The organism is Microbacter sp. GSS18, assembly GCA_029319145.1.
In the GTDB taxonomy this organism is placed as follows: Bacteria; Actinomycetota; Actinomycetes; order Actinomycetales; family Microbacteriaceae; genus Microbacterium.
This window is the reverse complement of record CP119753.1, coordinates 3321904-3347668: the sequence shown is the minus strand read 5'-3', so window position 1 is coordinate 3347668 and position 25765 is coordinate 3321904. Positions and strand designations below refer to the sequence as shown.

18 protein-coding genes are annotated in these 25765 nt (G+C 71.0%); 5 read left to right on the top strand and 13 right to left on the bottom strand.

Annotation, left to right across the window (positions count from 1 at the left end):
- Window positions 1–20 precede the first annotated feature (20 nt).
- The 6 genes from P0L94_15420 to P0L94_15395 all read right to left on the bottom strand — a co-directional run bounded on the left by P0L94_15420 (window position 21) and on the right by P0L94_15395 (window position 7217).
- Window positions 21–1673: a glycerol-3-phosphate dehydrogenase/oxidase gene (locus tag P0L94_15420; GenBank protein WES63849.1), complete on the bottom strand. Its 1653-nt coding sequence runs from the start codon at window positions 1671–1673 to the stop codon at window positions 21–23.
- Window positions 1674–1724: 51 nt separating this feature from the next.
- Window positions 1725–2597 carry a 3-hydroxy-5-phosphonooxypentane-2,4-dione thiolase gene (lsrF, locus tag P0L94_15415; protein ID WES63848.1) on the bottom strand — a complete coding sequence of 291 codons (873 nt, stop codon included), beginning with the start codon at window positions 2595–2597 and terminating at the stop codon, window positions 1725–1727.
- The gene (locus P0L94_15410; GenBank protein ID WES63847.1) at window positions 2590–3642 is read right to left on the bottom strand and encodes an ABC transporter permease; all 1053 of its coding nucleotides are present in this window, start codon (window positions 3640–3642) and stop codon (window positions 2590–2592) included. The genes lsrF and P0L94_15410 overlap by 8 nt, the downstream gene beginning before the upstream one ends.
- Window positions 3639–4613 (bottom strand): ABC transporter permease, encoded by a 975-nt coding sequence (locus P0L94_15405; GenBank protein ID WES63846.1) that lies wholly within the window; start codon window positions 4611–4613, stop codon window positions 3639–3641. Before P0L94_15405 ends, P0L94_15410 begins: the two co-directional genes overlap by 4 nt.
- Complete coding sequence (locus P0L94_15400) at window positions 4610–6046, bottom strand: sugar ABC transporter ATP-binding protein (protein WES63845.1); 1437 nt, start codon at window positions 6044–6046, stop codon at window positions 4610–4612. The genes P0L94_15405 and P0L94_15400 overlap by 4 nt, the downstream gene beginning before the upstream one ends.
- 88 nt (window positions 6047–6134) lie before the next feature.
- Entirely contained in the window at window positions 6135–7217 is a 1083-nt protein-coding gene (locus P0L94_15395) for a substrate-binding domain-containing protein (GenBank protein ID WES63844.1), read from the bottom strand.
- A 203-nt stretch (window positions 7218–7420) separates the two neighbouring features.
- Here P0L94_15395 and P0L94_15390 point away from each other — a divergent pair, with 203 nt between their 5' ends.
- Complete coding sequence (locus P0L94_15390; GenBank protein ID WES63843.1) at window positions 7421–8164, top strand: GntR family transcriptional regulator; 744 nt, start codon at window positions 7421–7423, stop codon at window positions 8162–8164.
- Window positions 8165–8500: 336 nt separating this feature from the next.
- Window positions 8501–11773 (top strand): carbohydrate binding domain-containing protein, encoded by a 3273-nt coding sequence (locus P0L94_15385; GenBank protein WES63842.1) that lies wholly within the window; start codon window positions 8501–8503, stop codon window positions 11771–11773.
- Window positions 11774–12182: 409 nt separating this feature from the next.
- On the opposite strand, the gene P0L94_15380 is transcribed toward P0L94_15385, so the two are convergent.
- The 5 genes from P0L94_15380 to P0L94_15360 all read right to left on the bottom strand — a co-directional run bounded on the left by P0L94_15380 (window position 12183) and on the right by P0L94_15360 (window position 17925).
- Entirely contained in the window at window positions 12183–13163 is a 981-nt protein-coding gene (locus P0L94_15380; protein ID WES63841.1) for an NAD-dependent epimerase/dehydratase family protein, read from the bottom strand.
- Window positions 13164–13165: 2 nt separating this feature from the next.
- The gene (locus P0L94_15375; GenBank protein ID WES63840.1) at window positions 13166–14626 is read right to left on the bottom strand and encodes a four-carbon acid sugar kinase family protein; all 1461 of its coding nucleotides are present in this window, start codon (window positions 14624–14626) and stop codon (window positions 13166–13168) included.
- A complete protein-coding gene (locus P0L94_15370; protein WES63839.1) occupies window positions 14623–16617 on the bottom strand; it encodes an FAD/NAD(P)-binding protein in 1995 nt (664 codons plus the stop codon). The genes P0L94_15375 and P0L94_15370 overlap by 4 nt, the downstream gene beginning before the upstream one ends.
- A gap of 114 nt (window positions 16618–16731) precedes the next feature.
- Entirely contained in the window at window positions 16732–17358 is a 627-nt protein-coding gene (locus P0L94_15365) for a DapH/DapD/GlmU-related protein (protein WES63838.1), read from the bottom strand.
- A gap of 78 nt (window positions 17359–17436) precedes the next feature.
- On the bottom strand, window positions 17437–17925 hold the full coding sequence (locus tag P0L94_15360) for an Lrp/AsnC family transcriptional regulator (protein WES63837.1): 489 nt from the start codon (window positions 17923–17925) through the stop codon (window positions 17437–17439).
- 119 nt (window positions 17926–18044) lie between these two features.
- On the opposite strand from P0L94_15360, the gene P0L94_15355 reads away from it, so the two are divergent.
- Window positions 18045–19262 carry an aminotransferase class I/II-fold pyridoxal phosphate-dependent enzyme gene (locus tag P0L94_15355; protein ID WES63836.1) on the top strand — a complete coding sequence of 406 codons (1218 nt, stop codon included), beginning with the start codon at window positions 18045–18047 and terminating at the stop codon, window positions 19260–19262.
- Here P0L94_15355 and P0L94_15350 read toward each other — a convergent pair.
- Complete coding sequence (locus P0L94_15350; GenBank protein ID WES63835.1) at window positions 19234–21201, bottom strand: amidase; 1968 nt, start codon at window positions 21199–21201, stop codon at window positions 19234–19236. The two genes, P0L94_15355 and P0L94_15350, sit on opposite strands and share 29 nt — an antisense overlap.
- A gap of 183 nt (window positions 21202–21384) precedes the next feature.
- Here P0L94_15350 and P0L94_15345 point away from each other — a divergent pair, with 183 nt between their 5' ends.
- A complete protein-coding gene (locus tag P0L94_15345; protein ID WES63834.1) occupies window positions 21385–23226 on the top strand; it encodes a phosphoenolpyruvate carboxykinase (GTP) in 1842 nt (613 codons plus the stop codon).
- 54 nt (window positions 23227–23280) lie between these two features.
- On the opposite strand, the gene P0L94_15340 is transcribed toward P0L94_15345, so the two are convergent.
- Window positions 23281–24504 (bottom strand): oxygenase MpaB family protein, encoded by a 1224-nt coding sequence (locus tag P0L94_15340; GenBank protein ID WES63833.1) that lies wholly within the window; start codon window positions 24502–24504, stop codon window positions 23281–23283.
- A 304-nt stretch (window positions 24505–24808) separates the two neighbouring features.
- Between P0L94_15340 and P0L94_15335 the strand changes: the two genes are divergently transcribed.
- Complete coding sequence (locus tag P0L94_15335; protein ID WES63832.1) at window positions 24809–25753, top strand: glycosyltransferase; 945 nt, start codon at window positions 24809–24811, stop codon at window positions 25751–25753.
- Window positions 25754–25765 lie beyond the last annotated feature (12 nt).

The following is a 25765-nucleotide window of genomic DNA, read 5'->3' as shown; positions in this document are numbered from 1 at the left end:
TCCCTCGTTCTTCCTTGTGCTCAGGCGACGTCGCCGGCAGTCGCCGCCACCCGCAGCGCCTTCGGCGCGAAGCGGCGGACCGATTCACGGTAGCGCGCGATCTCCTCGTCGGCGCGCGCGGGGTCCCACCCGGCATGCTCGACGAGTACGCGTGCGGCGACCGGCGCACACGACAGGCCGACATCCGATCCCAGGGCGATGACGGTCCGGCGGACCAGCACATCCTCGAGGGTCAGGGCGCCCTCCTCGACCACCGCGTAGACGACTTCGGCGGCGATCGCCCCGGTGCCTTCGTCGATCACAGAGGCCAGGTCCGGCGTCGACGCCGCCAGACGCTCGACGTGCTCGGCGAGCGCGCCGTACACGCGGGCCAGGCGCCGCGCCGTCGCCTCGGGCAGGCCGCTGCGACGGACGAACGCGGTCTCGAACTGATCCGTCGGCAGCATCGGCGCGCCGGGGAAGCGTCGCGTACGTGTGCGCGACCGGGCCCGCGGCAGACTCAGCGCCTCCTCGATGCGGTGCACGGCCTCTTCGCCCAGTGCGCGGTGCGTCGTGTACTTCCCCCCGATGACGGTGAGCAGGCCGCGGTCGTGGTCGTCGTGGACGACGATCTCGGAGTCACGGCTGACCGATGCCGGATTCGTCACCTCACCGACGTACGGGAGCGGGCGCACACCCGAGTACGACCACAGGACGGCGTCAGGAGTGAGGCACGCCTCGGGGATGAGTTCGTTCGCCGCGGACAGCAGGTACCGGATCTCGTCGTCGTCCGCGATGATCTCGGCGAGGCCGCCGTCGTACGGCAGATCCGTCGTGCCGATCATGTACTTGCCGTCCCACCAGGGGAGGACGAACATCGGCCGCTGGTCCTCAGGGGACTCGAAGAAGATGCAGGTGTCGGGCGCGCCGGGGAAGGCATCCACCACGAGGTGGCTCCCCTTCGTCGGGCCGATGCGGCGATCATGGGGTCCGACGAAGTCGAGCACGTCGTCCACCCAGGGCCCGGCCGCGTTGACGACGATCCGCGCGGTCAGACGCCGCTCAGCGCCGGTGGCCCGGTCCCGGTAGACGACACCGCGGATGCCGTCGTGCCCGCGGATCACCGACAGCACGGGCGAGTGGGTCACGATCCTCGCCCCGTTCCGCGCTGCGTCGATGGCCAGTTCGATGGCGAAGCGCTCGGTCACCGGGACGTGGGCGTCCTGGAACAGTCCGCCCCAGCGCACGCCGCCCGCTGCGATCGACGGCCACTCGCGCCGCAGCCGGCGCCCGAGCACGATGCGGTTCAGCGGCAGCCGCTTGCCCAGCGACAGCACGTCGTGGAGCACGAGCCCGCACGACAGCAGCCAGCCCGGACGAGACGCGGTGCGCGAGAACGGGATCAGCATGGGGTACGGCCGCACGAGGTGCGGAGCGGTGTCCAGAAGGATGTCGCGCTCGCGGATCGACTCGAACACGAGCGGGACTTCGAGCCTCTCGAGGTACTTCAGCCCGCCGTGGATCAGGCGGGTCGAGATCGCCGAGGTTCGTGCGGCGATGTCGTCCTGGTCGATCAGGACCACCGACAGTCCTCGGGTTGCGGCTTCGCGAGCGATCGCTAGTCCGTTGATTCCGGCGCCGATGACGACGACGTCGGTGTCGTCCGGTGTGGCGTAGGTGCTCAGTTCAGGCATGGGGGTACTCCGGGGCGTGAAGGGCGCCGCCTGCGCGGCGCCCTTCAGCGGTCAGTGGGCGAGGGACTGGAACAGCTCGAACGCGTCGTCGGGGGTGAGCCCGTCATGCACGACGCCGCGCACCGCGGAGAGCATCGCGGCGGGGTGCTCCGACTGGAAGACGTTGCGTCCCATGTCGACGCCGGCTGCACCCTCCTGCATGGCCCGGTAGGCGACGCGAAGCGCCTCCTTCTCCTCGACCTTCTTTCCGCCGGCGATGACGATGGGCACGGGGCAGGCGCTCGTCACCGTCTCGAACCCCTCCTCGACGTAGTAGGTCTTCACGAAGGCCGCACCCAGCTCGGCGCTGATGCGCGTGGCGAGGCGGAAGTAGCGCGCGTCGCGCACCATGTCGCGGCCGACGGCGGTGACCGCCAGCACGGGGATGCCCGCTGCCTGCCCCTGGTCGACCAGCGTGGTCATGTTCTTCACGGACTTCGTCTCGTTGTCCCCGCCGATGAAGACCTGCACGGCGAGCGCCGCGGCATCGAGCCGCACGGCGTCGTCGATCGACACGGCGAGCTCTTCGTCCGACAGCTCCTTGAGGATGCTGGGGCCGCCCGAGGCGCGCAGCACCACGCCCTTCCCGGAATCCGCGGGGATCGTGGTCCGCAGGGCACCGCGCGTGCACATCAGCGCGTCCGCCTGAGGCACCAGCGGCAGGATGGATCGATCGAGCCGCTCGAGCCCGGATGTCGGCCCCTGGAAGTAGCCGTGGTCGAATGCGAGCATCACGGTCTTGCCGTCCTCGGGCGCGAAAACACGCGACATACGGGACCGCAGCCCCCAGTCCTGACCGGACAGGCCCTTGAGGCGGGGGGCGCCGTCCGACGCGGCGGCCCCCGAGTAGTCGGTTCCCTCGCGGAGGTCGTCGAGGTCAGCCATGGATGGTCTCCTTCTTGTCAGAGGTGCGGGGCGTCGACGCCGTCGAGCCCGGGGTGAACTGAGCCCGCAACCGGGCCCAGGTGGATCGGCCGGTGCCGGTCGCCGCGGACGCGACGATGACGACGAGGACGACGAGGACGCCCTTGAGGACGTTCTGGGCGCCGACGGACCAGCCGACGAGATTGAGCAGTCCCGACAGCAGGACGAAGAACAGCGCGCCGGTCCACGCGCCGACGGGCACGGGACGGCCACCGGCGATCAGCGTGCCGCCGATGACGACGACCGCGATGGAGTCGAGCATGTAGGAGCTGCCGAGCACCGTGCTCGGCGAGATGTAGGCCGCCAGCAGTCCGCCGACCAGGCCGGCGAACCCGGCGCACGCGAGGTAGGCGGTGGCGGTCACAGCGGCGACGCGCAACCCCGCGCGCTCGGCGGCGGGAGCGCTCTGGCCGACCGCGATGATCGACAGCCCCAGGCGCGTGTGCCGGAGCACGAACCAGATTCCGACCGTCGCGACGGCGACCACCACCGCCATGAGCGGAATGCCCAGCACCTTGGCGTTCACGAACGCGCGCAGCGCGGGATCGGCGCCCGCGCGAGCGGAGTCGGTGAGCAGCAGGGTGATGGAGGTCACGATCAGGCTCGTCGCGAGCGTGGCGATGATCGGCGGCACGCGCAGGAGCAGGATCGCGCACGCACTGACCAGCCCCGCCGCGAGGCCGGCGCCCGCCGCGGCGAGCAGCCCCACCACGGGACCGGCGGATGCGCCGACGGCCACCGACACGTACGACGTCATGGAGATGACCGTTCCCACCGAGACATCGATGTTGCCCGGTCCCAGGGTGATGACGAGCATCTGCCCCAGGGCGACCAGAACGAGGAAGGGGGCCAGCGAAAGGGCCTGCACGAGGGGGTCGAAGGGCGCGCCGGGTCGCACTGCGACGATGAGGGCCCACACGACGGCCGTCCCGATGAGCGACCAGCCCCAGGCGGGCCAGGCGAGTTCGAGCCGCGCGGTGCGCGGCGCGCTGTGGATGGCGGTCATCGGGCGAGCCTCTCTGTGATGATGCGGCCTGCGAGGACCGCGAGGACGATCAGCCCCTGCGCGGCCGACTGCAGGCTCGATGGCAGGTTGACCAGGCTGAGCAGGACGGTGATCAGGCCCAGCGTGACGGCTCCGAGCGTCGCGCCGATGGGCAGCGCCCGGCCGCCCGCGAATGTGCCGCCGCCGAGGATCACGGCGGCGATGGTCATGAGCGTGTAGTCGGTCGCCGAGTTGATGTCACCGGACCACGTCTGCGACGCGAGCAGGAGTCCCGCGGCGATCATCAGCGCCGCGGCGCACAGGTAGGCCACGACGCGGGTGGCGGCGAGCGAGATGCCGGCCTTCTCGAGCGTGGCAGCGTGCGAACCCAGCGCACGCATCCGCACGCCCAGTCGTGAGCGCCGGGTCAGATACCAGCCGAGCAGCGTCGCCAGCGCGATGAAGACCAGCGGGGCGGGGAACCACACCGGCCGCCACTGCGAGAGCGCCGACAGCCACTCCGGGGTCGCGCCGCCCGGAGTGGGCCGGATCTGGAGGCCGATCCCGAGCCAGACGAACGACAGCCCGAGGGTGATGATGATCGACGGCACGCCGCGTCGCTGCACGACCCACGCGACGAGTGCGTAGACGGCCAGGATGCCGACGATCAGCGCGAGCGCGACCACGGGCGCGTCGATGAAGAGGGTCGCCGCAATGACAGTGACCAGGCCGACGAGGTAGCCGACGCTCAGGTCGATGTCTCCGACGCTCATGATGATCATCTGCGCCTGAGTGGCGAACACGAGGGGCACGGAAGACATCAGCATCAGCGTGAGCCCCGGAACGCTGAGGATGCCGGGCTGCAGGATCGCGGTCGCCGTGAAGATCGCGATCAGTGCGACCAGTGCCAGGAGGGCGGGCGAGCTGCTCGTCGCGGACGCGCGGACCCGTTCTGTGGCGGATGGCAGCGATGCGGTGGTTGCGGTGCTCATCGGTCCCCCTCGACGTCGTCGCCGAAGGAGTCGGCGATGATGCGCTCCTCGGTGATCTCCTCGCCCGACAGCTCGCTGACGATGGCACCCGCACGGAAGACGAACACGCGGTCGCAGTGCGCCATCTCGCCGTTCTCGGTCGAGTACCAGACGATCGAGCGACCGCGGGATGCCTCCACGCGCATGAGCGCGTAGAGCTCGTTCTTGGTCTTGACATCGACTCCGCGGAACGGGTCGTCGAGCAGGACGATCTGGGCATCGGTCGCGAAGGCGCGCGCGACGAGCACCTTCTGCTGATTGCCGCCGGACAGCGACGTGATCGGCGCACGCGCGCCGCCCTTGACGCTGAGGCGGTCCACCCACTCGGCGGCGATCGCCCGCTTGCGCGCGGCGTTGACGACCCCGGCGGCCGAGAAGCGCCGAAGGGCGGAGATCGTCAGGTTCTCGCCGACGCTCCAGAGCGGGAAGATCCCGCTCACCTGGCGGTCGCCGGGGACGTAGGCCCGTCGGCGCGCGATGGTGACCCCGCGGCCCGCACCCCACAGACGTCGCAGCAGCGCGTCCTGTCCGTGACCGGCGAGTCCGGCCAGTCCCACGATCTCGCCGGCCAGCAGGCTGAACTCCGCGCCGCGACCGTCGACGCGTGCGACGACCCCGTCTGCGGCGGCCGGCGGCCGCTTGCGGTCGGTCGTCACGCGGCGCATCGTGGCGGTGTCCGCGTGCACTTCACCGCCCATCCCCGACAGCAGCGCCCCTTCGCTGGTCGCAGCGGCGGCGACGAGGTCGACGATGCGCCCGTCGCGCATCACCGCGATGCGGTCGGCGTTGGCCAGCACCTCCTGCATGCGGTGGGAGATGAGCACCATACTCACGCCGCGCTCGGCGAGTTCGCGCAGGTGGGAGTACAGCTGCCGGGTCGCGTCGACGCTGAGGGACTCTGTCGGCTCGTCGAGGATGAGCACGCTCAGCGCGGGCGTGCACAGGGCGCGGGCGATCTCGACCATCTGTCGCTGGGCCATGGAGAGCTCTCCGGTCCGCCGGACGACGCTCACGCCGTGACCGGGGAACACGCGGTCGAGCATGCTCGCCACCTGGACCTCGGCCTTGCCTCGCCAGCCCCACCCGCGGGACCGATCATCCGAGAGGGCGATGTTCTCGGCGACGGTGAGATCCGGGCACAGGGCCAGCTCCTGGTAGACCATGCGGACTCCGGCAGCGGCGGCGGCGCGCTGGTTCCATGCACCGCCGCCCTGCCAGCGCACGGCGCCGGAGTCTGGCCGTTCGCGACCGGCGAGCATGCGCATGAGCGTGCTCTTGCCGGCGCCGTTATGGCCCACCAGTCCGAGGATCTCCCCCTTCGCGACCGAGAGCTCGATCTCGGCGAGCGCTCGGGTGTTGCCGTAGTGCTTCGACACGCTCTCTGCCGTGAGCACGGCGGAGCCTGCATCAGGCGGGGCCGCGGCCGTGCTCGGTGACACTGCTGACATCAGACGTTCTCCTTCGAACCGGTGGGCGGTGAGGCTACGGAAGGGCCGGGACCTCGACCTGGTCGCCGGCGAGGATCGCGGCGATCGCGGCGTCGGTGGACTCCTCGTCCCAGGCGTTGGCGGCGTACTCGTCGGCGTTCAGCGCGTCGACCCAGTAGTCGAGGTTGTCCTGGGTGACCTGCACGAGCGGGAGGACGACCTGACCGGGCACCTCGTCTCCGCTCTCCTTGACGAGCGCGACATAGAGCGCCGCGACGACCTGGCCCGGGTCGGTCAGCGCCGCGAACGAACCGTTGTCGATGCCGCTCTCCTGCCAGAACGCGAGCGACTTGCCGTCGGTGTCGAACACGACGACCGGGATCTCGCGATCGGCCGACTCGAAGGCCTGCACGATGCCCATTCCGCCGATGCACCCGGGGACCGCGGCGATCTCGGGCAGCGATCCGATGATCGCGACGATCTCCTTCTGCGCCGTCGCGGAGTCGCAGTAGCCGTTCACCTCGGCGACCACATCCACGTCGGGATAGTCGGCGAGGATCTCCTGCTGCCGGGCGTAGAACGCCTCGTCGGGCTGCGAGCCGATGACACCGCGATTGAGCACGATGTCGCCTTGGCCGCCGATCGCGTCGAGTGCGGGAAGGAGCGAGTCGGCACCCCACTGCCCGTAGTCGTTGCGCACGACCGTGCCGCAGCTCGTGTCCATGTCGGCGTCCAGGATGATCACGTTGATCCCGGCGGAGCATGCCTCTTCCACGGCGGGGATGAGCGCGGTGGAGGATGCCGGGATCACCATCAGCACGTCCGGGTTCTGGAGCATCAGGCTGCGGATCTGCGAGGCCTGCTCGGTCGCGCTGTTCTCGCCCGGCGCGTTCACGACGGTGTAGTCGGAGACGATGCCCTCGTCCTTGAGCTTCTCGGCCTCGGTCTCGAACTTGTCGATGAGGGTCAGCCGCCAGCCGTTGACGAATCCGTTGGACAGCGCGATCGACAGCCCTTCCGGCTCGGCGGCCCCGTCGGAGCCCGCCTGGGGACTGCCGGCACAGCCGGCCAGCAGCAGGGCGGCGGCGGCTGTGGCCGCCAGGGCCGATGCGATGCGGCCGCTCTTGAACAACTTCATTGTGTTTGCCTCCTGTGTTCGCTTCTTCGCGATCTGCGGGATGTGGGCATCTGATGCGTCGATGCGCCATCCAACCTGTCACAACCAACCTGTCATTACAAGTCAGTGATGACTAAGATAGGGACGAGCGCTCCGGCTTGTCAACAACGAGCGTTGATACGCTCTGATCAGCTCGCCGCCGATCCGAGGGGAGGAATATTCCGATGCACGCATCTACCGGCACCCTGGATCGCGACGCGGATACGCCGCTGTGGCAGCAGCTGGCGCGTCGACTGCGCGACGAGATCGAATCGGGGCGCCTGCGGGCCGATCAGGCACTGCCGTCGGAGTCGGAGCTGATCGATCGGTATCGCGTCTCGCGCACGGTCGTCCGCGAGGCGCTCGCGGATCTCGTCCGCGCCGGCCTGATCTACAAGGTGCGGGCACGCGGATCCTTCGTAGCCCCGCAGCGATCCGAACTCAGCTTCATCGGGTCCAACACGGGGTCATCGGACGACCTGACCGCGACGGGCCGAAGCGTCATGACCCGCGTCCTCGACTTCGAGATCGGGGTCGCCGACGCCGGCGACGCGCGCGCGCTGCACATCGATGAGGGCGGCCGCGTGATCAGATTGCGACGACTGAGGCATGTCGACGGCACACCCTGGCTGCTCGTGGACACCGTGCTCCCCTACGAACGGTTCCCGGGCCTGGTGCGCGCGAATCTCGAGAACCGCTCCCTGTACGAGCACCTCAGGCGACACTTCGGTGTTCAGCCCCACGGCGCCGACCGTTGGATCAGCGCCGTCGTCCCGAGCCCTGAGGACGCCGAGCTGCTCGAGCTCGAGCCCGGACAGCCGGTGCTCGCAATCGAGTCCGTCGCGTGGGATGCCGACGGGACCCCGTTCGAGCGGTACAGCGCACTGCACCGCACCGACCAGTCCCGGTTCTACGTGGGCATTCGCTGATCGACTCCGCAGGCGGAGCGGGAGTCCCGGTCGCGGGCAACGTCCGTCGGCCACGGATGCGCGGGAGTCGCATCGCCGAGTTCGCTCATGCGGCTCGCCCGTCCACGTCCGGCCGGCGAGCCGGCGATCGCCGGGATGCTCGCCATCGCAAGCCGGGCGTGATCGCGGCAGCCCGGGCACTGCGGGCGCTCGCTCCGACATCTTGTCGTTGACATCACCCTTCTGCGGTGTCTAGCATTACCGGAATCCCGTGAGAGCGCTCCCACGGATTCCTCGCCTAGTCATGGGAGCGCTCCCATAGGTCACCGATGATGATGACACCAGACGAGGAAGTCCGTGAGAAAAGCACCACCGCTCCGCCGATCCGCAGCGATCGCCGCCACAGCCGCACTGGCGGCGACCGCCCTGACCACCACTGCCGCGAGCGCGGCCGAGACCGAGACCGTGCTGTTCGACTTCGAAGGCGGGACATCCAGCCACATCCAGTGGGGTGATGCCGGAGCCGGCGTCCAGACCTACGCGGATGCCGGCATCCCGACACCCGACGCCGACGCCAACACCCACCTGCTCTCGTACGGCTTCGACCTGGCGGGCCCCAACGGCTACGGCGGGATCGGCTTCGAGTACGCCGGCGGCCAGCCCGCGCAGGACTGGTCGGCGTACGACGGGGTCCAGTTCTGGGTCTACGGCGACGGCCAGGGTGGCACCGTCCAGATCGAGCTGCTCGACGCGATCAGCGCCGACCCGGGAGTCACCGACCGCTACGACACGGTGATCCCCGTGGGCGATGCCGGCTGGCGCCTGGTCCAGGTGCCGTTCGGGGACTTCACGCGCGCCACCGACTACCAGGACGCCGGCGCCCCCGACGACGGCAGCCTCGACCTGACGTTCGTGCGCGGCATCCTCTTCCCCGCGAACAGCGGCGCGGGCGTGCTCAAGCTCGACGACATCGGCCTCTACGCCGGCGCCGAGGTCGCACCCTCTGTAGGTGTGCAGGCCACCGAGGTCAACGCGACCGAAGGGTCGGATGCCGTCATCCCGGTGGCGCTCAACCGCGCGGCGGCCGCTGACGTGACCGTCGACTTCACCACGTCCGATGGGACCGCCGCGTCGGGCACGGACTACGACGCCACGTCGGGCACGGCCACGATCCCGGCCGGCGACACGAGCGTCGACATCGTCGTGCCCACGATCGGCAACGACGTCGCCGACGGCAACCGCACGTTCTCGGTGACGCTGTCCGCGCCCTCCGGCGCGAACCTCGGCGCCGCCACCGCGACCGTCACGATCCGCGACGACGACGCCGGCGACCCGACCGGTCCGAGCGAGCCCGGTGTCGTGATCGAGGACTTCGAGTCCGAGCTCATCCTGGGCGACCCCGCCGACGTGCCTGCGCTCGGATGGTTCGCCGTCGCAGGGGCCGGCAACATCCCCACGTTCGGCCGCGTCGCCGACGACACCGTCCCCGAGACCGCCGCCGGCAACGACGCCCTCGAGATCGGCCTCGACACCTCCTCGTGGGCAGTCGTGATCGACGACTTCACGTCGGACGGCGAGACATGGGAGACGCAGGACTGGAGCGCGCACAACGCATTCGGGTTCTGGATGCGCGGCTCCAACTCCGGCGCCCCGATGTTCGTCGACGTGCTCGACAACCGCGCGCCGGGCTCCACCGTCGACGACGCCGAGCGGTTCTCGGCGCGCTTCGCCGACGACTTCACCGGATGGAAGTTCATCGAGCTGCCGTTCGACTCGTTCTTCCGCAAGAACATCGGCAACGGCGCGCCCGACGACGGGTTCACCCTCACCGAGGTGCACGGGTTCGGCATCGGGGTCGAGCAGACCTCGACGCGCGTGACGCCCACGATCCGCATCGACGACCTCATGCTGATCGGCGAGGCCGAGGTGCGTCCCGTGACGATCAACGTGGCGCGGTCGACCTTCACGGTCGGCGAGGGCGACACCGCCGAGGTGCAGCTGCTTCTGACGCGTGCCGCCGAGACCGACGTCACGGTCGCGTACCGCACGGACGTGGCCGTGGACCGCACCTCGACCGAGGACCCCGCCGCGACGCCCGACCGGGACTACATCCCGACCTCGGGCACGGCGACGATCCCGGCCGGCGAGCGCAGCGCGATCATCGAGATTCAGACGATCGACGACGCCAAGCCCGAGGTCGACGAGACCTTCCTCGTGCGGCTGAGCGACCCGGTCGGCGCCGAGCTGAACCCGCTCGCGCTGGCACGCGTGAGCATTCTGGACGACGACGAGGCGGATGCCGCCATGCTCGAGGACTTCGAGAACGGCATCGGGCTGCTGCGTCCCGTCGGCGGCGCTCGGCTGGACGACCGCGAGATCGCGGCATCCGACCCGGACGCCTACGCGGCGCAGGACTCGTTCGAGAACGTGCTGGACATCGCCGGTGGCGGCGGTTTCGAGCGCTCGCTCGCGCAGCCGCAGGACTGGTCGAGCGCCGACGGCCTCGGCATGTGGTTCCACGGCCGCGGCAACGACAGCCCCGTCACGGTCACGGTGCACGACAACGGTGCGGCAGACCCCGGCCCCTCGGGCTGGGAGCTGGCGTGGTCCGACGAGTTCGATGCTCCGGCGGGCACGCCCGCCGACCCCCGCTTCTGGACCTACGAGACCGGCGGCTGGGGCTGGGGCAACGACGAGCTGCAGTACTACAGCGACTCGACCGACAACGCCGCGCACGACGGCGAGGGCAACATGGTGATCACGACCCGCGCGGTCGAGGACCCCGAGGCTGCCGGGCTCGAGTGCTGGTACGGACCCTGCGAGTACACGTCGGCTCGGCTGATCACCGAGGGCAAGGTCGAGTTCGAGCACGGACGGCTCGAGGCCCGCGCCAAGATGCCGGACGGCGAGCCCGGCATCTGGCCGGCGATCTGGACGCTGGGCAACGACTTCCGCGACGTCGGCTGGCCGCACACGGGTGAGATCGACGTCATGGAGTACGTCGGCAAGCTGCCCGACGAGATCTTCGGCACCATCCACGGCCCGGGCTACAGCGGCGGGCAGGCCTACGGCGGCACCGAGGACTTCGGCGAGGACCTCAGCGGCGAGTGGCTGACGTTCGCGATCGAGTGGGAGGAGGGCGAGATCCGCTGGTACGTGCAGCGCGACGGCGGACCCGAGATCCTGTTCCACACCGCGACGCCGGCTGACGTGGCGCCGAACGAGTGGGTCTTCGAGCACCCGTTCACGGTGCTGATGAACATGGCCGTCGGCGGCAACTTCGGCGGTCCGCTCGGAGCGGACCTGGAGTTCCCGCAGCAGCTGCTGGTGGACTACATCCGGGTCTACCAGGCGCCGGACACGGCCGAGCGGTTCACGGCGACGTTCGTCGACGACACCGCCGGTTGGCGGTTCGTCGAGCTGCCCTTCGACGCATTCGATCGGACGAAGGCGAAGGAGCAGCCGGCGGGAGCGCCGAATGACGGTCTGACCCTGACAGCCGTGAACGGATACTCGGTGAGCGTCAAGGGCCCGTCCGCACGGGCGCTGGAGCACGCGGCCGTCGTACCCGCGGGCACGGTCTCGCTGGATCGGCTGCAGCTGCTCACCGGCAGCGACCCGATCCGCTGACGCCGAGCTATCGCGCCCGCCCGGCCAGGTCTCCGCACCTGGCCGGGCGGGCGACCCTGCGGCGTCGGCGGCCGACCCGGGTCCACCTCGAAGAGGTGCCCGTCGGCGAGCGCGGCCCCCGTACTCGCCGCCTACCTTCGCCAGTCGGCCCGTCGCGGCGGCGAGGGGTCGGCGCGGACGCAGGCCAGGACGTACTTCGGGCTCGAGAGAACGGCGGGACCGGCGGACTTCGCCGCCATCGCGGAGCGCTACCCCGTCTTCCGCGTGCACCGGGACTGATCTCCGGACGAGCCCGCGCTGTCCCGGCCCGCAGGCCCGGGGCATGGACGACGGGCGCTCCGCAGAGTCTCTGCGCGGCCTCCGACGGCGCCGAGCCGTCGCACGCGGGCGCCGGCTCCACCCGCCCCGCTCAGTGGCGCGGCGTGAGCGTGGCGATGTACTCCTGGACGATCTCGTCGACGTCGGCGTCCGGGCCGAGTCCGAGCGACGTCGCACGGTCGGTGACGAACTCCGCCGGCCAGCTGCGGACGATCGCGGCGACATCCGGCTGCTCGTCCCAGTCCACGAGGCTGCTCAGATCGCGGCCGGCGACCCGGTCGAGCGCGGCGAGCATCTTCGCCGGCGTGGTGGTGATGGCCGGGAGGTTCATGGCCGTCCTGCTGCCCCAGTCCGCGTCGCTCGCCTCGGCGGCCCGGATGATCCCCGCGATCGTGCGCGTGGGCGAGGACAGCGCGACCGCGGTGCCGGCCGGCACCGGGCAATTGGCCCGCTCGCCGGCGAGGGGCTCGCGGATGATGCCCGACAAGAAGCTCGACGCCGCTGCGTTGGGGCGCCCGGGGCGCACCGAGACCGTCATCAGGCGAACGCTCCGGCCCTGCACGAAGCCGACGCGGGTGTAGTCCGCCACGAGCTGTTCACCGATGAACTTCTGGGTGCCGTAGCTGGACTGCGGACGCGGGAGCGTGTCGTCGGTGACGACCCCCACGGCGCCGATGGCAGGGTCGGCGCCGAAGACGGCGAGCGAACTGGTGAAGACGAGCACGGGGGTGTTCTCGCCGTGCCGCGCCCACTCCAGCAGCGCGCGCGTCCCGTCGAGGTTCGTGCGCAGTCCGAGATCGAAGTCCGCTTCCGCCGCGCTGGACACCACGCCAGCGAGGTGGAACACCACATCGACGGGGCCGGCATCGGCGAGCGTCCCCTCCAGCTCACCGGTGAGCGCGGTGACGCGCGGCTCGTCCGCAAGCGACGCGTGCGGGGGGAACAGGTCCGCGAGCAGCAGCTCATCGACCGCCCGACGGTCGGAGCCGGCCGGACCGAGTCCATCCCGCAGCAGCTGTCGCGCGAGGAGGGTGCCCAGGAAGCCTGCGCCTCCGGTGATCAGGACTCTCATGCTCAGCCTTCCTTCGTGAGGCCGGCGCCGCCTGGGGCCGGCTCGAGGCGCTCGACGACGTCGGTCAGCCCGGTATCCGAGCCGACGTTGCCGGCGAACACGATGTATGCCAGCCCGGATGCCGGGCCCGCGGCCTCCCACAGCGAGACGATGCCGGGCAGGAGCGGACCGCGCACGAACGCGCGGCGGATGCCGAGCGCATCGGTGGCGATGTCGGAGGAGGTGATGCCGCCCTTGGCGAGCACGAAGGCGGGTCGCTGCCGGGCCACGATCGCGCGGACCGTGTGCACCAGGGCGGCGCTGACCTTCGTGGCGATCGCCAGGCTCTCGGCGGCATCGGCGCCGGTGCGCAGCGCGCGGCTCGTGCGCACGACGACCAGACTCGTCCTCAGCGCATCCGCCGCCCGAATGGCCACGTCGTCGAGGTAGGCCTCCCCGGCGTCGGAGAGGACCCGCTCGACATCGAGCTCGAAGAGCGCGTGCTCGCGGGCGCCGAGCAGGTCGTCCAGCTGCCGGGTGGTCATGGGCACGTGCGACCCCACGGCGACCAGGCCGTGCGCCGAGCCGTGCGGCGCGATGCGGGCCAGCTTCTCGTCGGGGATCGGTGCGCACGAGTCCTGGCCGAGTCCGGCCCGCGCGAAGGACGGCCCGACGCGGTAGACGATCTCGGTGCCGGCCGCCTCCGCCGCCAGCGCTGCCACCGCGACGGCGCGCTGGTCGCTGTCGGCCACGGCATCGACGACCACGACCCGGCCGTCCGCCGATTCCTGAAGCACGCCCGTGAGGGACGTGTCCGCTCCCCGGATCTCGTCGAGGGAGATCACGCGCACCGAGCCGGCGGGGATGCGCCCGTCGCTCTTCTCCTCGACCCACGCGGCGAGACTCGAGGAGCGGTATCCGAAGGTCGCGTCCCGCGCGAATTCGCTCCGGGCTGCCGGGAGCAGCGAGCCGTCCTTCTGTCGCAGCCAGTGGATGCCGTCGAGGGTCACACGGCCGGCTTCGATGTAGGCGGGCGTCATGACCACGGCGTCGACGACGCGACCGGCGTCTCGCAGTGCGTCCGTGATGACATCCGTCTCGAGCGGGAAGTGTCCGCGCAGCGTCGAGTCGCCTCGGCTGGCGAACACGAGCCGGATACCGCGCTGCTGCGCGACCCGAAGACCGGCGGTGACGATCTCGCGGATCCGGGCCGCCGCCGCGTCGGGCTGCAGCGCGCGGGTGTTCGTGAGGATGAAGAACCCCGGCGAGTCCTGGTCCAGAGCCCACGCGATGTCATCGTCCTCCCACGCCGTCAGCACCGGGACGTCGCGCACCGTCTGCGTGCCCGTCGGGTCGTCGTCGAGCAGGACGAAACGGCGGGAGCGGGGCGTCGCGGCGGCCACGTCATCGGCAACGGTGGTGGTCTCGGCGGGTAGGCCCGCCTCCCACCCCGCAGCCAGAGCCCGGTTCGCGTCGAGCGTCATACGCGTGCCCCCGCGCTCCCGCACACGTCGACGGGCTCGGACGAGAGGGCGATGCCGAGCGCGCTGCGCGCGACGCGGTCGGTCTCGCGGAGCATCGTCGCGTCGGCCCGGGGCATCGGGCTGATGATCGTGTCGTGCAGCACGTCGTCGACGGGGATGCCGGCCACGTGCACGGCCGGATCGAGGCCGCCGTCCGTCCCGATGAGCCGGCCGGTGGCGGGGTCGACGTCGAAGCCCGCGGTCGGCGCGTCTCCCCCGCCCCTGCGCGGAACTCGGAAGACCCTCGCGCGTCCGGCTCTCGACAGCGATGCCGCGAGCGGGTCGACCGTCTCGCGCAGATCGTGGGGGCGCATGAACGCGTCGATGAGCACGTCCGCCCAGACGACCGAGGCGGCGACGTCGGGCGAGGTCGCGCGGAACCGGCCGCGCTCGACGCTCACGGTCGCCGAGGGCCCGATGAACCGGACGAGTCCGGCATCCATGAGGGCGAGCAGCTGCCGATTGCGGAACGCCGGCGGACCCGAGCCGAACATGCCGCCGGCGCCGCGCAGCCGCGCGAATCCGGCGGCCCGCGACTCGGCGTCGTAGCCGCCGAAGGCGCCCAGGACGCTCGCGGGCTGTCGCGCGGACGCGATCGACCACAGGCCCGCCTTGAGCGGGCTGTCGGCGCCGCGCTCCGCTTCGGCGAGGTCGTCCGCGACGAACGCACGCACGAAGGCGTCGAACGTGTCGCGATCGGCGAAGCGCTCCCGGACGGGTTCGATCGCCGCCCGCAGGTCGAAGCGGTCCCGGGGATCGGGGACGAAGGGCTCCACCGCCGCGGCGAGCGCGTCGACATCGCCCGTCGCGGCATCCAGAATCCGCGCGAGCTCGGGGACGGGAACGGTCACGGCACCCGGACGGACGCGCGCGAGCGTGTCGTAGTAGGCCTCGACGGCGTCCCGCAGGATCAGCGGCCACAGTTCGGCGTCGAAGTCGATGGGGCGCGGCAGCCGATCGATGTCGCGCCCCCGCAGACGGCGCTGCGGCGCGCGGGGCGGAAGCGACCCGTACAGGGACTTCGCGCGGAACGGCACTCCGCGCCGCGACGTCGCGTGCAGGACCGGCTCGTCGCCGGACGGCTCGTATCGCAGTGCGCCGGCGGCGTCCTCGACGAACCTGCCTCCGCGTCCGATCGTCAGCAGCGCCATCGTGTCGAAGAAGCCCATGCCGAGGCCCCGCACGATGACGTCCGCTCCCGCGGGCACGGCGGCCACGTCCTGGTCGAGAGGACTGTCGGCGCGGACCCACAGCAGTCCATGCTCGGCCGCGGCGGCGTGCAGCTCGGACTCGGTCGGGGTCTCCGCCCGCGGCATCCACCCGGTCGCCGCCACGACCGCGTCGGCGACGATCTCCCTGCCGTCCGCGAGGCGGAGGCGCTCGCGGCCGTCCGCGCGCTCGATGCCGACGACCCGGCCGAGATGCTCGCACACCCGGACACCGCCGGGCAGCACGGCCACGGCGCGGGCGTGGCACCATCGCAGGTATTCGCCGTAGAGGGCTCGGCTCGGGTGGGAGTGCGGAGCGAGTGCCGCCAGCTCGTCGGCGTAGTCCTCGGCGAACCCGGGGCGCACCGGCGCGTCGGCGAACGCCACGGAGCGCGCAACCGGGATGTCGGCGATCCGCGCAGCCGTGGACGGGCTCGGCTGCTGCGCGTGGCGGGCGAGCAGGCACCACTCGAACATCGTGGGGCCCTCGACCACGGGCCCGTCCATCGTCACGGCGTCGTCGGTGAAGAGCGTGACGGCATCGGCGAGCGTGTTCATGCACAGCTCGCGCACCTGGTCGGTGCGCCAGATCCGGCCCGCGCCGACCTGGGTGTCGTCGATGATGTGGACCTCGAGCTCGATCTCGTCCATGCCGCGCAGCCGCGCACCGATCCGCTCGATCAGCGACACTCCACGCGGGCCTCCGCCGATGAGCGCGATCGACGCCGGGTGAGGGGATTCCATCCCTCCTGTTATACGTCCCCATCGGGCCGCGGGAGAATCGGGCCGCCGATGTGACGCCGGGACGGATGCCCGCGGGCGAGTGGCCGCGTGCGGCGCGCTATCCGGAGGCTCGGCTCAGTCCGCCCCGTCGACTCTCCGGATCACCCGTGCGGGAACGCCCGCCACGACCACCCCGGCCGGGACGTCCTTCGTGACGACCGCCGCAGCGGCGACCACGGCACCGTCTCCCACCGTGACACCGGGCAGGATGACGGCGTTCGAGCCGATCCAGACCTTGTCGCCGATCACGACGGGCGACGGCACGTTGTCGGCCCGGCGGTCCGGGTCGAGCGGATGGTTGATCGTGGCGATGACCACGTTGTGCCCGATGAGGGCGCCGTCGCCGATCGTGATGCCGCCCTGGTCCTGGAACTTGCAGCCCATGTTCACGAAGACTCCGCGGCCGAACGTGGTGTTCTTGCCGAAGTCGGTGTGGAACGGCGGGAAGACCGTGAGCGTGTCGTCGACCGGGCGACCGGCCAGCTGCGACAGCAGCGCGCGCACCCCGGCGTCGTCGTGGTAGCCGCCGTTGATCTCGGCGGTGATGCGCAGCGCCTCCTGGGCCGCGGTATGCATGACGCCGTGCAGCGGCGAGCCGCCGGTGATCGTCTCGCCCGCGCGCAGCGCCTCGAGCAGGTCGGCGATCGTCGCGCCGCCGCCGGCCGGAGCGGCCGGGGATGAGTTCGTGGAGGTGTCAGCCATCCCTTGTACTCTCTCATCCCCGGCGCCGCACCGGACTCGCCGTGACGATGCCCCGACCCTGCGCAGTGACGGATGCGATCAGTCCGCGCCTGCGAGCATGCCCGCGCCGTCGCGCAGCTCGAACACGAGCTGCGTCTCGGTGGCCCGCACGATCGGGTGGACCGTGATGTGCCGCAGCACGATGTCGCGGAGGTCTTCGGCGTTCTCGACGGCGACATGGACGAGGAAGTCGTCGACCCCGGCGACGTGGAAGACCTGAAGCACCTTCGGAGTCGCGACGAGCGCGTCGAAGAGCGCGTGGACGCCCTCGGGCGTGTGCGAGCCGAGTCGCACACGGATGATCCCCTGCAGCGGCAGACCGAGCGCGGCACCGTCGAGGCGCACGCGCGTGTCGCGGATGACGCCCCGGGCGCGCAGCGCCCGGACGCGGTGCGCGCACGTCGATTCGGCGAGCCGCAGCTGCTGCGCCAGCGCCTTGTTGCTCATCTCGGCGTTCCGCGTCAGCGCCCGCAGGATCGCGACGTCGACGGCGTCCAGTCCACCCGGGTTCTGCTCCGTCCGCTCCATCCCCAATGTTCCGCCTCCTGACTCAACGGTGATTGCACGGAATTCGTCCACGATGCACTTTCGGCACGGATTCTGCCGAGTCCTCGTCGAATCATCGCATCCTCGCTGAGAATCGCGGCATGGATCTGCCTTCGCCTCTGCACCCCGACACACTCGCCGTCCATGCCGGTCGCGAGGACCTGGCCGCACTGGGCGTCCACGCACTCCCGATCGACCTGAGCACGACCCACCCCCTGCCGGACGTCGACCTCGGCGGCTTCTCGTACGAGTCGATGGCGCGCGGCGGGCGGCCCCTCGAGGCGGGCGGCTACGTCTATGCACGCCTGTGGAACCCGACGGTCGCACGGTTCGAGTCGGCCCTGGCGGACCTGGAGCACGCGGAGGCCGCCGTCGCGTTCTCGTCGGGGATGGCGGCGATGACCGCGGTCGTGCTCGCGCACGCCGCCGCGACCGGCAGGCGCCACGTCGTCGCCGTCCGCCCGCTCTACGGCGGCACGGATCACCTGCTCGGATCCGGGCTGCTGGGCGTCGAGACCACGTTCTGCGACGAGGACGGCGTTGAAGGAGCCATCCGGCCGGACACCGGGCTCGTCGTGCTCGAGACCCCCGCGAACCCGACGCTCGATCTCGTCGACATCGCGGCGGTCGCAGCCCAGGCGCACGGCGTCCCGGTGGTCGTCGACAACACCTTCGCCACTCCGGTGCTGCAGAATCCCCTCGATCTCGGCGCCGCCATGTCGCTCCACAGCGCCACGAAGTACCTGGGCGGCCACGGGGACGTCATCGCCGGGGTCGTCGCGTGCGACGAGACCACGGCCGAGGCGCTGCGACGTGTCCGCGCCATCACCGGCGGCATCCTGCATCCGCTCGGCGCCTACCTCCTGCACCGGGGCCTGGCGACGCTGCCGATGCGCATCCGGCGCCAGCAGACGACCGCAGCGCGCGTCGCCCGCGCACTCGCCGAGCACCCCGACGTCGTCGAGGTCTTCCACCCGGGCACAGGCGCCGATCCGCGAGGGCTCATCGGGCGGCAGATGCGCGGCACGGGTGCCATGCTCGCTTTCCGGGTGCGCGGCGGGTACGCCGCGGCGAGCGCGGTGCTGTCGGCGACACGCCTGTTCACCCATGCGGTCTCGCTGGGCGGGGTGGACTCGCTGATCCAGCACCCCGCGGCCCTCACGCACCGGCCGGTGCCGCCCGAGGCCCGCCCGTCGGCGGACCTCGTCCGACTCTCCATCGGGCTCGAGGATCCGGCCGACCTCATCGGCGACCTCGCGGCAGCCCTGGATGCCGCGCGCACCGCGACGGCTACGGCGACGGCAGCGGCGCGAAGCTGAGCGCCGCCCCGTGCGGCCCGTGCTTGACGAGGACCATGACCTCGTCGAACAGCCGTGCCCTCGCGAGAGACACGGCGCCGGCGTAGGTCCCGCGCTCGCCGGCGACCGGACGGAGGATGTGCCCGTCGGCCCATACCTCGGCGTCGGGGGCGTCCGGGCGGCCGGCGACGCGCACGGTGATGTCCCACGAGCGTGCGCCCCTGGCGATCTCGACCTCGTGGGCGACCTCCGCCGGCTCGCCGGCCGAGGCGTCCCGCGACTCGATCTGGTTGCTCGGGAGCGTCGGGGTCAGGAACGCCGCGACACGCTCCCGCGTGGCGCCCTCGTAGGCGGAGGCGTAGTCCAGCAGTCGGTCGTCGCTGTAGGCGGGACCGGCGAAGGTGAGCCCCACCGGCATCTGCGTGTCGGCCATGCATCCCATCGGAACCGTGACGGTGGGGATGCCGAGATGGCGGATGACGCGGTTGCCGTTCGAGTACACGACGCCGTTGCGCGACGCCGCCTCCCTGCTCTCGACGCGCGTGAAGAGGTCATCGCGGCCGACGTCGCCGGCCGCCGGGAACACGACGAGATCCAGTCCCGTCCGGCTCATCCACTGCTCGAAGTCCTGGACGCGGGCCTGCTCCAGCCCTTCGAGGAGATGGCTCAGCCCGGGAACGTCGCCGTACGCGGCGGGGAGCCCCTGCTTGACGAGCTCCGCCAGGCGCTGCCAGTCGAATCCGCCGCGCGCCCGCGTGATCCACACCGGGATGGGCGCGTCCGCGATGGGGAAGACCGTGTCGCCGTCGACGTCGGCCCATGAGCTCAGCGCCGGATCGCCGTTCACCCGCAGGAACTCGTCGAGCGCCATCGCGGTGACCGGGCCTCCTTCGATCAGGCGCCAGGTCGGGGGCACGAGCCCGCGGGCGGCCAGACCCTCGGCGTCGGGCCGGTCCTCCTCGTAGTTCGACACGACAGGGAAGTCGACCTCGACGACCTCGGCGCCCAGCGCACGCAGGTGCTCGGCCGCGCGGTCCCACAGCGCCCGGACGCTGGGACGGATCGCCGGCGGATCCTGCGGCACCGGGTCCTCGCCGATGTAGAGCTTCGGCACGCCGATCCGCAGGCCCTCCAGCCGCTCCGGGCGCGGCCTGACGAGCGGCCGCGGGAGGACCTCCTCCGGCACCGGCAGCGCGACGGTCGTCTGCTGCCGCCAGAAGTCTCCCGTGCGATCGGGGTCCTCGGCCGCGAGCACCTCGAGGACGGCGAGCAGGTCGCCGACGGTGCGCGTGTGAGGGACGACGACGTCGCACGTCGGACGCAGCGGCCAGTTGCCGCGGATCGAGATCACGCCGCGCGACGGCGTGTACGCGACGAGCGCGTTGTTGGACGCCGGGGACCGCCCCGACGACACGGTCTCCTCGGCCATGCCGAACGCGCACATGCTGGCGGCGGTGGCGGTGCCCGACCCGTTCGAGGAGCCGGACCCGTAGGCGGCGGTCAGGTAGTCGGGGTTGTACGGGCTGCGCGCGTAGTCGTAGAGCCCGGGCTGCACGCCCCCGGCCGCCATCGGCGGCATGTTGGTCTTCCCCAGCAGCACGGCTCCCGCCGCGCGGAGCAGGGCCACGCTCGCGGCGTCCTCGGTCGCGACCAGCTCGGCGAGCGCGGGGCTTCCGGAGGCGACCGTCATGCCCTTCACCTTGTAGCTGTCCTTGACGGTGAACGGGACCCCCTCGAGCGGCCCGGCCTCACCGTCGCGGCGACGCCGGTCGGATTCGGCGGCCTCGGCGAGGCAGTCCGGGTTCAGCACGGCGATCGCGTGCAGGCACAGTCCGGTGCGGTCGTAGTAGGCGATGCGGTTCAGGTAGGCGCACACGAGATCGACGCTCGTCACCGCCCCCGTCTCGAGCGCAGCGCGCATGTCCTGGATGCTCATCTCGACGACGTCGATCCGGTTCACGGTGCGGGTACCTCCTGGTTCGCGCGGCAGCTGGCTCCATCATGGTCCCGTCCGGCGCGGGATGCCGCACCCACCGGCATCCGCGGTTCTGCGTCTCTCTTCCGCGGCGAACGCGACGGCCCCGCTACCACCCAGCGGGAACGGACCATGGTGCGCCCGACCCCGATTCGGCATGCTGGGTCCATGACCGCACCAGAGTGGATGCGACACGAGGGACTTCGATCCTGGGTCGCCGAGATGACAGAGCTGTGCACACCGGACGACATCCACTGGTGCGACGGCTCGCAGGAGGAGTACGACCGGCTGTGCGAGGAGCTGGTCGACGCGGGGACCTTCATCCGCCTCAATCCCGAGAAGCGGCCGAACAGCTTCCTCGCGCGAAGCGACCCCGACGACGTGGCACGTGTCGAGGAGCGGACCTACATCTGCTCGCGCACCGAGGAGGACGCCGGCCCCACCAACAACTGGGTGGACCCGAAGGAGATGCTGGCCACCCTGCGCGAGAAGTTCGCGGGGAGCATGGCCGGCCGCACGATGTACGTCGTGCCGTTCAGCATGGGGCCCCTCGGGTCGCCCATCGCCCAGCTCGGCGTGCAGATCACCGACTCGCCGTACGCCGTCGTGAACATGCGGATCATGACGCGCATGGGCCGCGACGCCCTGCACGAGCTCGGCACCCACGGCGAGTTCGTGCCGTGCATGCACACCGTCGGCGCGCCGCTCGCCCCGGGCGAGCAGGATGTCGCGTGGCCCTGCAACCCCGAGAAGTACATCGTGCACTTCCCCGAGACCCTCGAGATCTGGTCGTACGGCTCGGGCTACGGCGGCAATGCGCTGCTGGGCAAGAAGTGCCTCGCTCTGCGTATCGCCTCGAAGATGGCCCGCGACGACGGGTGGCTCGCCGAGCACATGCTGATTCTCGGCGTCACCGACCCCGAGGGCGAGAAGACGTACGTCGCGGCGGCGTTCCCGAGCGCGTGCGGCAAGACCAACTTCGCGATGCTCGTGCCCCCGAAGAACTTCTCCGACGACGGCTGGGAGGTCACGACGGTCGGCGACGACATCGCGTGGATCAAGCCCGACGGGGAAGGGCGCCTTCGAGCCATCAACCCCGAAGCCGGCTACTTCGGCGTCGCGCCGGGCACGTCGTACTCGACCAACCCGAGCGCGATGGAGTCGGTGCGCTCCGACACCATCTTCACCAACGTCGCCCTCACCGACGACGGCGACGTGTGGTGGGAGGGGATGGACGGCCCGAAGCCCGACCACCTCATCGACTGGCAGGGCAACGACTGGACGCCGGATGCCGACCGCAAGGCCGCGCACCCCAACTCGCGCTTCACCGCGCCGGCGACCCTCAACCCCGCCCTCGACGAGGCCTGGGACGACCCGAAGGGCGTGCCGATCAAGGCGTTCGTGTTCGGGGGCCGGCGCGCCGGGACGATCCCGCTCATCACCCAGAGCTTCAACTGGGCCTACGGCGTGTACATGGCGGCCACGATGGGGTCCGAGACCACGGCCGCCGCGGCCGGTCAGCAGGGCGTCGTGCGCCGCGACCCGTTCGCGATGCTGCCGTTCGCCGGGTACCACATGGGCGACTACATCAACCATTGGCTCGCGTTCGGCCGCAAGATCCCGAACCCGCCGCGCATCTTCCAGGTCAACTGGTTCCGGCGCGACGAGCACGGCAAGTTCCTGTGGCCGGGCTTCGGCGAGAACATGCGCGTGCTCCAGTGGATCGTCGCGCGCTCGCGCGGCCGAGCCCTCGCCGTCGAGAGCCCGCTGGGCTGGATGCCGCGCTACGAGGATCTGACGTGGGACGGCCTGGACTTCTCGGAGCAGGACTTCTTCAAGTGCATGGCGATCAACCGGCGCGACTGGACGAACGAGCTGCTGGACGTCGAAGAGCTGTTCATGAAGCTCTACAACCGGCTGCCGAAGGAGATGGAGATGATCCGGTCGCTCACCACGAGCGCCCTGTGGCGGTCGCCGAAGAACTGGGAGATGAACTCCGACCCGACCTGATCCGATTCGGCGGTGCGGGTCCGCAGAGCGCGCGGACCCGCACCGCCGGGTGCCTCAGTAGCTGTAGTCCGGATTGTTGATCGTCGGGATGTCGATGTTGATCGTCCGGAACGGCTCGAGGTAGAACAGCGCGAACTTCCGCAGCAGCTCGTCGAAGGCCCAGTACAGCGCCGGCGATCCGGGGACCAGGAGCCCCAGTTCGCGGGCGCGCACGAACGGGATCCACAGCTCCTCGACCGCCGCGTCGAGCACGGGGTTGGTCCCGAGCTCGAGGTACTCGGTGACCTGGTCGCCGAGCATGTACCGCGTGACGGACTCGAACGCCGGCTGGGTCAGGATCGAGAAGTCGATCCGCTCGCCCAGGTGGACGAGCTTGTCGGCGATCAGGACACCCTCGGGCGTCGGCGCGAGCAGCGGCACGAGCACCTGCTCGCGCTGGGCGAGCGCCTCGTCCCACGATGCCGGGATGTACTCGTCGAGAACGCCGAGCATCGACGCCGTGACCTGCCACAGGTGCAGGTACGCATCCGCCTCCCACGAAGGGATGTAGATCTTCCACTCCATGAGCTTCTGCCACACCGACGAGGCCAGGCTGTGCCACGTCACGAGGATGTCGTACTGGCTGATCGGCACCTGCTCGTCCGCCACCGCCGACCAGTGCGGCGACTGCGGGAGCAGATGGCGGACGGCGGCGTGGACCATACGCGTCTTCACGCACGTGACGATCATCTTCCCGTCCGGGCGGTAGGCGTGATAGTCGCCGATGTCGTAGCCGAGCTTGGCCGTCTTCGCGATGCGGTCCGTGATGTCGGCACCGCCCTTCGAGTACCAGACGGCGCGCGCCTCGCGCGGGATCGCCGCGCTCATCATGCCGCTGTTCATGCCGTACAGCACGCCGAGGTACAGGCCGCGCTTCTTCGCGAACCGGAACGCGGTGTCGAGCTTGCGCAGATCCGCCCACGCCGGCAGGACGCGAGCCTGCTCGACGAACGCCTTCACGTCGGCGGGGAGGTCCGAAGGAAGGCTCTGCCCGTTATACCGCCACGGCTCGAGGAGCCGGTTCACCTCGGGCACGCCGCCCCGCTCGAGCAGGTCGACCAGGAGCGGGTCGGCGAGATCGTCCCACACGAACCGGGGGTCCCGGCCGGTGCCCGTCCCCGCGATCGAACCGGTCGAGGCCCACGTCCACGCGTGCGCGGGCGCTGCGGTCCCGAGCGCTCCCATCGCTCCGAGAGCGCCGCCGGCGCGCAAGAGGTTCCTTCTGCTGAGATCTGGCATGGTGGACTCCTTCGTCCTGCTGTCTGCCCCGGGGCGACCGTCGACCCGGCGGTCTCTCTCTGCGCGACGGCATCCGAGAGATGTGAATCACGCATAACTTACCTACCAGGATGACCGTGGGACAAGATCCTTGATGTTTGAAATCACGCGGATCTTCACACGGTGCCCCGATCGGCCTGCGAGCGAACTCGCAGGAACTTGACATCCGCGAGCCGGACATCGGCCGCACCCTCTCCCGCTCGGAGCAGGGCTACGCTGATCGTGGCGGACGTCCACCGACGACGCCCACCGGGAGGAGTCGTCCATGCCACCAGCGCGGGTGAGCGTGGTGATCGCCACCAATCGCGGCGGCCCCTACCTGCGCGAGGCCATCACGTCCGTGCGGGCGCAGACGACCCCGGTCGTCGAGATCGTGATCGTCGACGACGGATCACCGGATCCCGACGAGGTCCGCGCGCTGGGAGCCGACCTCGGCGCCCGCGTCCTGCGGCATCCGCCGGCGGGCGTCTCGGCGGCGCGGAACCACGGCGCCCGACACACGAGCGGAGAGTGGATCGCCTTCCTCGACGACGACGACGTGTGGCACCCCCACAAGATCGAGGCGCAGCTCGCCGCCATCGACGGCGCTCCGGATGCCGTCGCATGCGCGGCCGGCATCTGGATCATCGATCAGGCCGGCGCGCCGTCGGGGCAGGAGTGGGGCGCGCCCGTGCACGACCGTGTCGACATGCTGCGCGGCGTCGCGGCACTGCCCCGCATCGCTGGTCTGCTCGTCAGGCGTGCCGCCTTCGATGAGGTCGGCGGCTTCGACACGCGCTTCGCCCACGCCGAGGACATCGAGCTGATGCTCCGTCTGCTCCAGGTGGGCCGGTTCACGGCCGTCGATCGGGCGCTGACGGGTTACCGCCGCCATGATGCGAACACGTCCGGCGGGCCGGAGGACATCTCCGGGCACCTGCGCGCACTGCGGCACCAGGTCGGCCACACGAAGCGCCGCAGGGATGCCGCGCACGCCGATCTCCTCCGCGAGAACCTCGCGCGCTTCCGCGCGGCCATCGCCGAGGGCCTGGCCTCGTCCGTGCTGGCGGGACTGCGTCGGGGCCACTGGCACCGAGCCGCCGTCGAGGCGGGACGGGGGCTCCGCTGGGCGCCCGCCGACTTCCTGCGCGCCACGGCGAGACGCGCCGCGAGGTTCGCCGCGCGCGGCCCGCAGCCGATCGAGAACGCGGCGGCGTCCGAGCGCGGCTAGGACTCAGCAGGA

Excerpts from the sequence above, each read along its gene's own strand:
- P0L94_15410 (WES63847.1), bottom strand. The coding sequence starts at position 3,642 with ATGACCGCCATCCACAGCGCGCCGCGCACCGCGCGGCTCGAACTCGCC.
- P0L94_15355 (WES63836.1), top strand. The coding sequence starts at position 18,045 with ATGGATCTGCCTTCGCCTCTGCACCCCGACACACTCGCCGTCCATGCC.
- P0L94_15380 (WES63841.1), bottom strand. The coding sequence starts at position 13,163 with ATGAGAGTCCTGATCACCGGAGGCGCAGGCTTCCTGGGCACCCTCCTC.
- P0L94_15405 (WES63846.1), bottom strand. The coding sequence starts at position 4,613 with ATGAGCACCGCAACCACCGCATCGCTGCCATCCGCCACAGAACGGGTC.
- P0L94_15420 (WES63849.1), bottom strand. The coding sequence starts at position 1,673 with ATGCCTGAACTGAGCACCTACGCCACACCGGACGACACCGACGTCGTC.
- P0L94_15370 (WES63839.1), bottom strand. The coding sequence starts at position 16,617 with ATGGAATCCCCTCACCCGGCGTCGATCGCGCTCATCGGCGGAGGCCCG.
- P0L94_15345 (WES63834.1), top strand. The coding sequence starts at position 21,385 with ATGACCGCACCAGAGTGGATGCGACACGAGGGACTTCGATCCTGGGTC.
- P0L94_15360 (WES63837.1), bottom strand. The coding sequence starts at position 17,925 with ATGGAGCGGACGGAGCAGAACCCGGGTGGACTGGACGCCGTCGACGTC.
- P0L94_15335 (WES63832.1), top strand. The coding sequence starts at position 24,809 with ATGCCACCAGCGCGGGTGAGCGTGGTGATCGCCACCAATCGCGGCGGC.
- lsrF (WES63848.1), bottom strand. The coding sequence starts at position 2,597 with ATGGCTGACCTCGACGACCTCCGCGAGGGAACCGACTACTCGGGGGCC.
- P0L94_15340 (WES63833.1), bottom strand. The coding sequence starts at position 24,504 with ATGCCAGATCTCAGCAGAAGGAACCTCTTGCGCGCCGGCGGCGCTCTC.
- P0L94_15390 (WES63843.1), top strand. The coding sequence starts at position 7,421 with ATGCACGCATCTACCGGCACCCTGGATCGCGACGCGGATACGCCGCTG.
- P0L94_15365 (WES63838.1), bottom strand. The coding sequence starts at position 17,358 with ATGGCTGACACCTCCACGAACTCATCCCCGGCCGCTCCGGCCGGCGGC.
- P0L94_15375 (WES63840.1), bottom strand. The coding sequence starts at position 14,626 with ATGACGCTCGACGCGAACCGGGCTCTGGCTGCGGGGTGGGAGGCGGGC.
- P0L94_15395 (WES63844.1), bottom strand. The coding sequence starts at position 7,217 with ATGAAGTTGTTCAAGAGCGGCCGCATCGCATCGGCCCTGGCGGCCACA.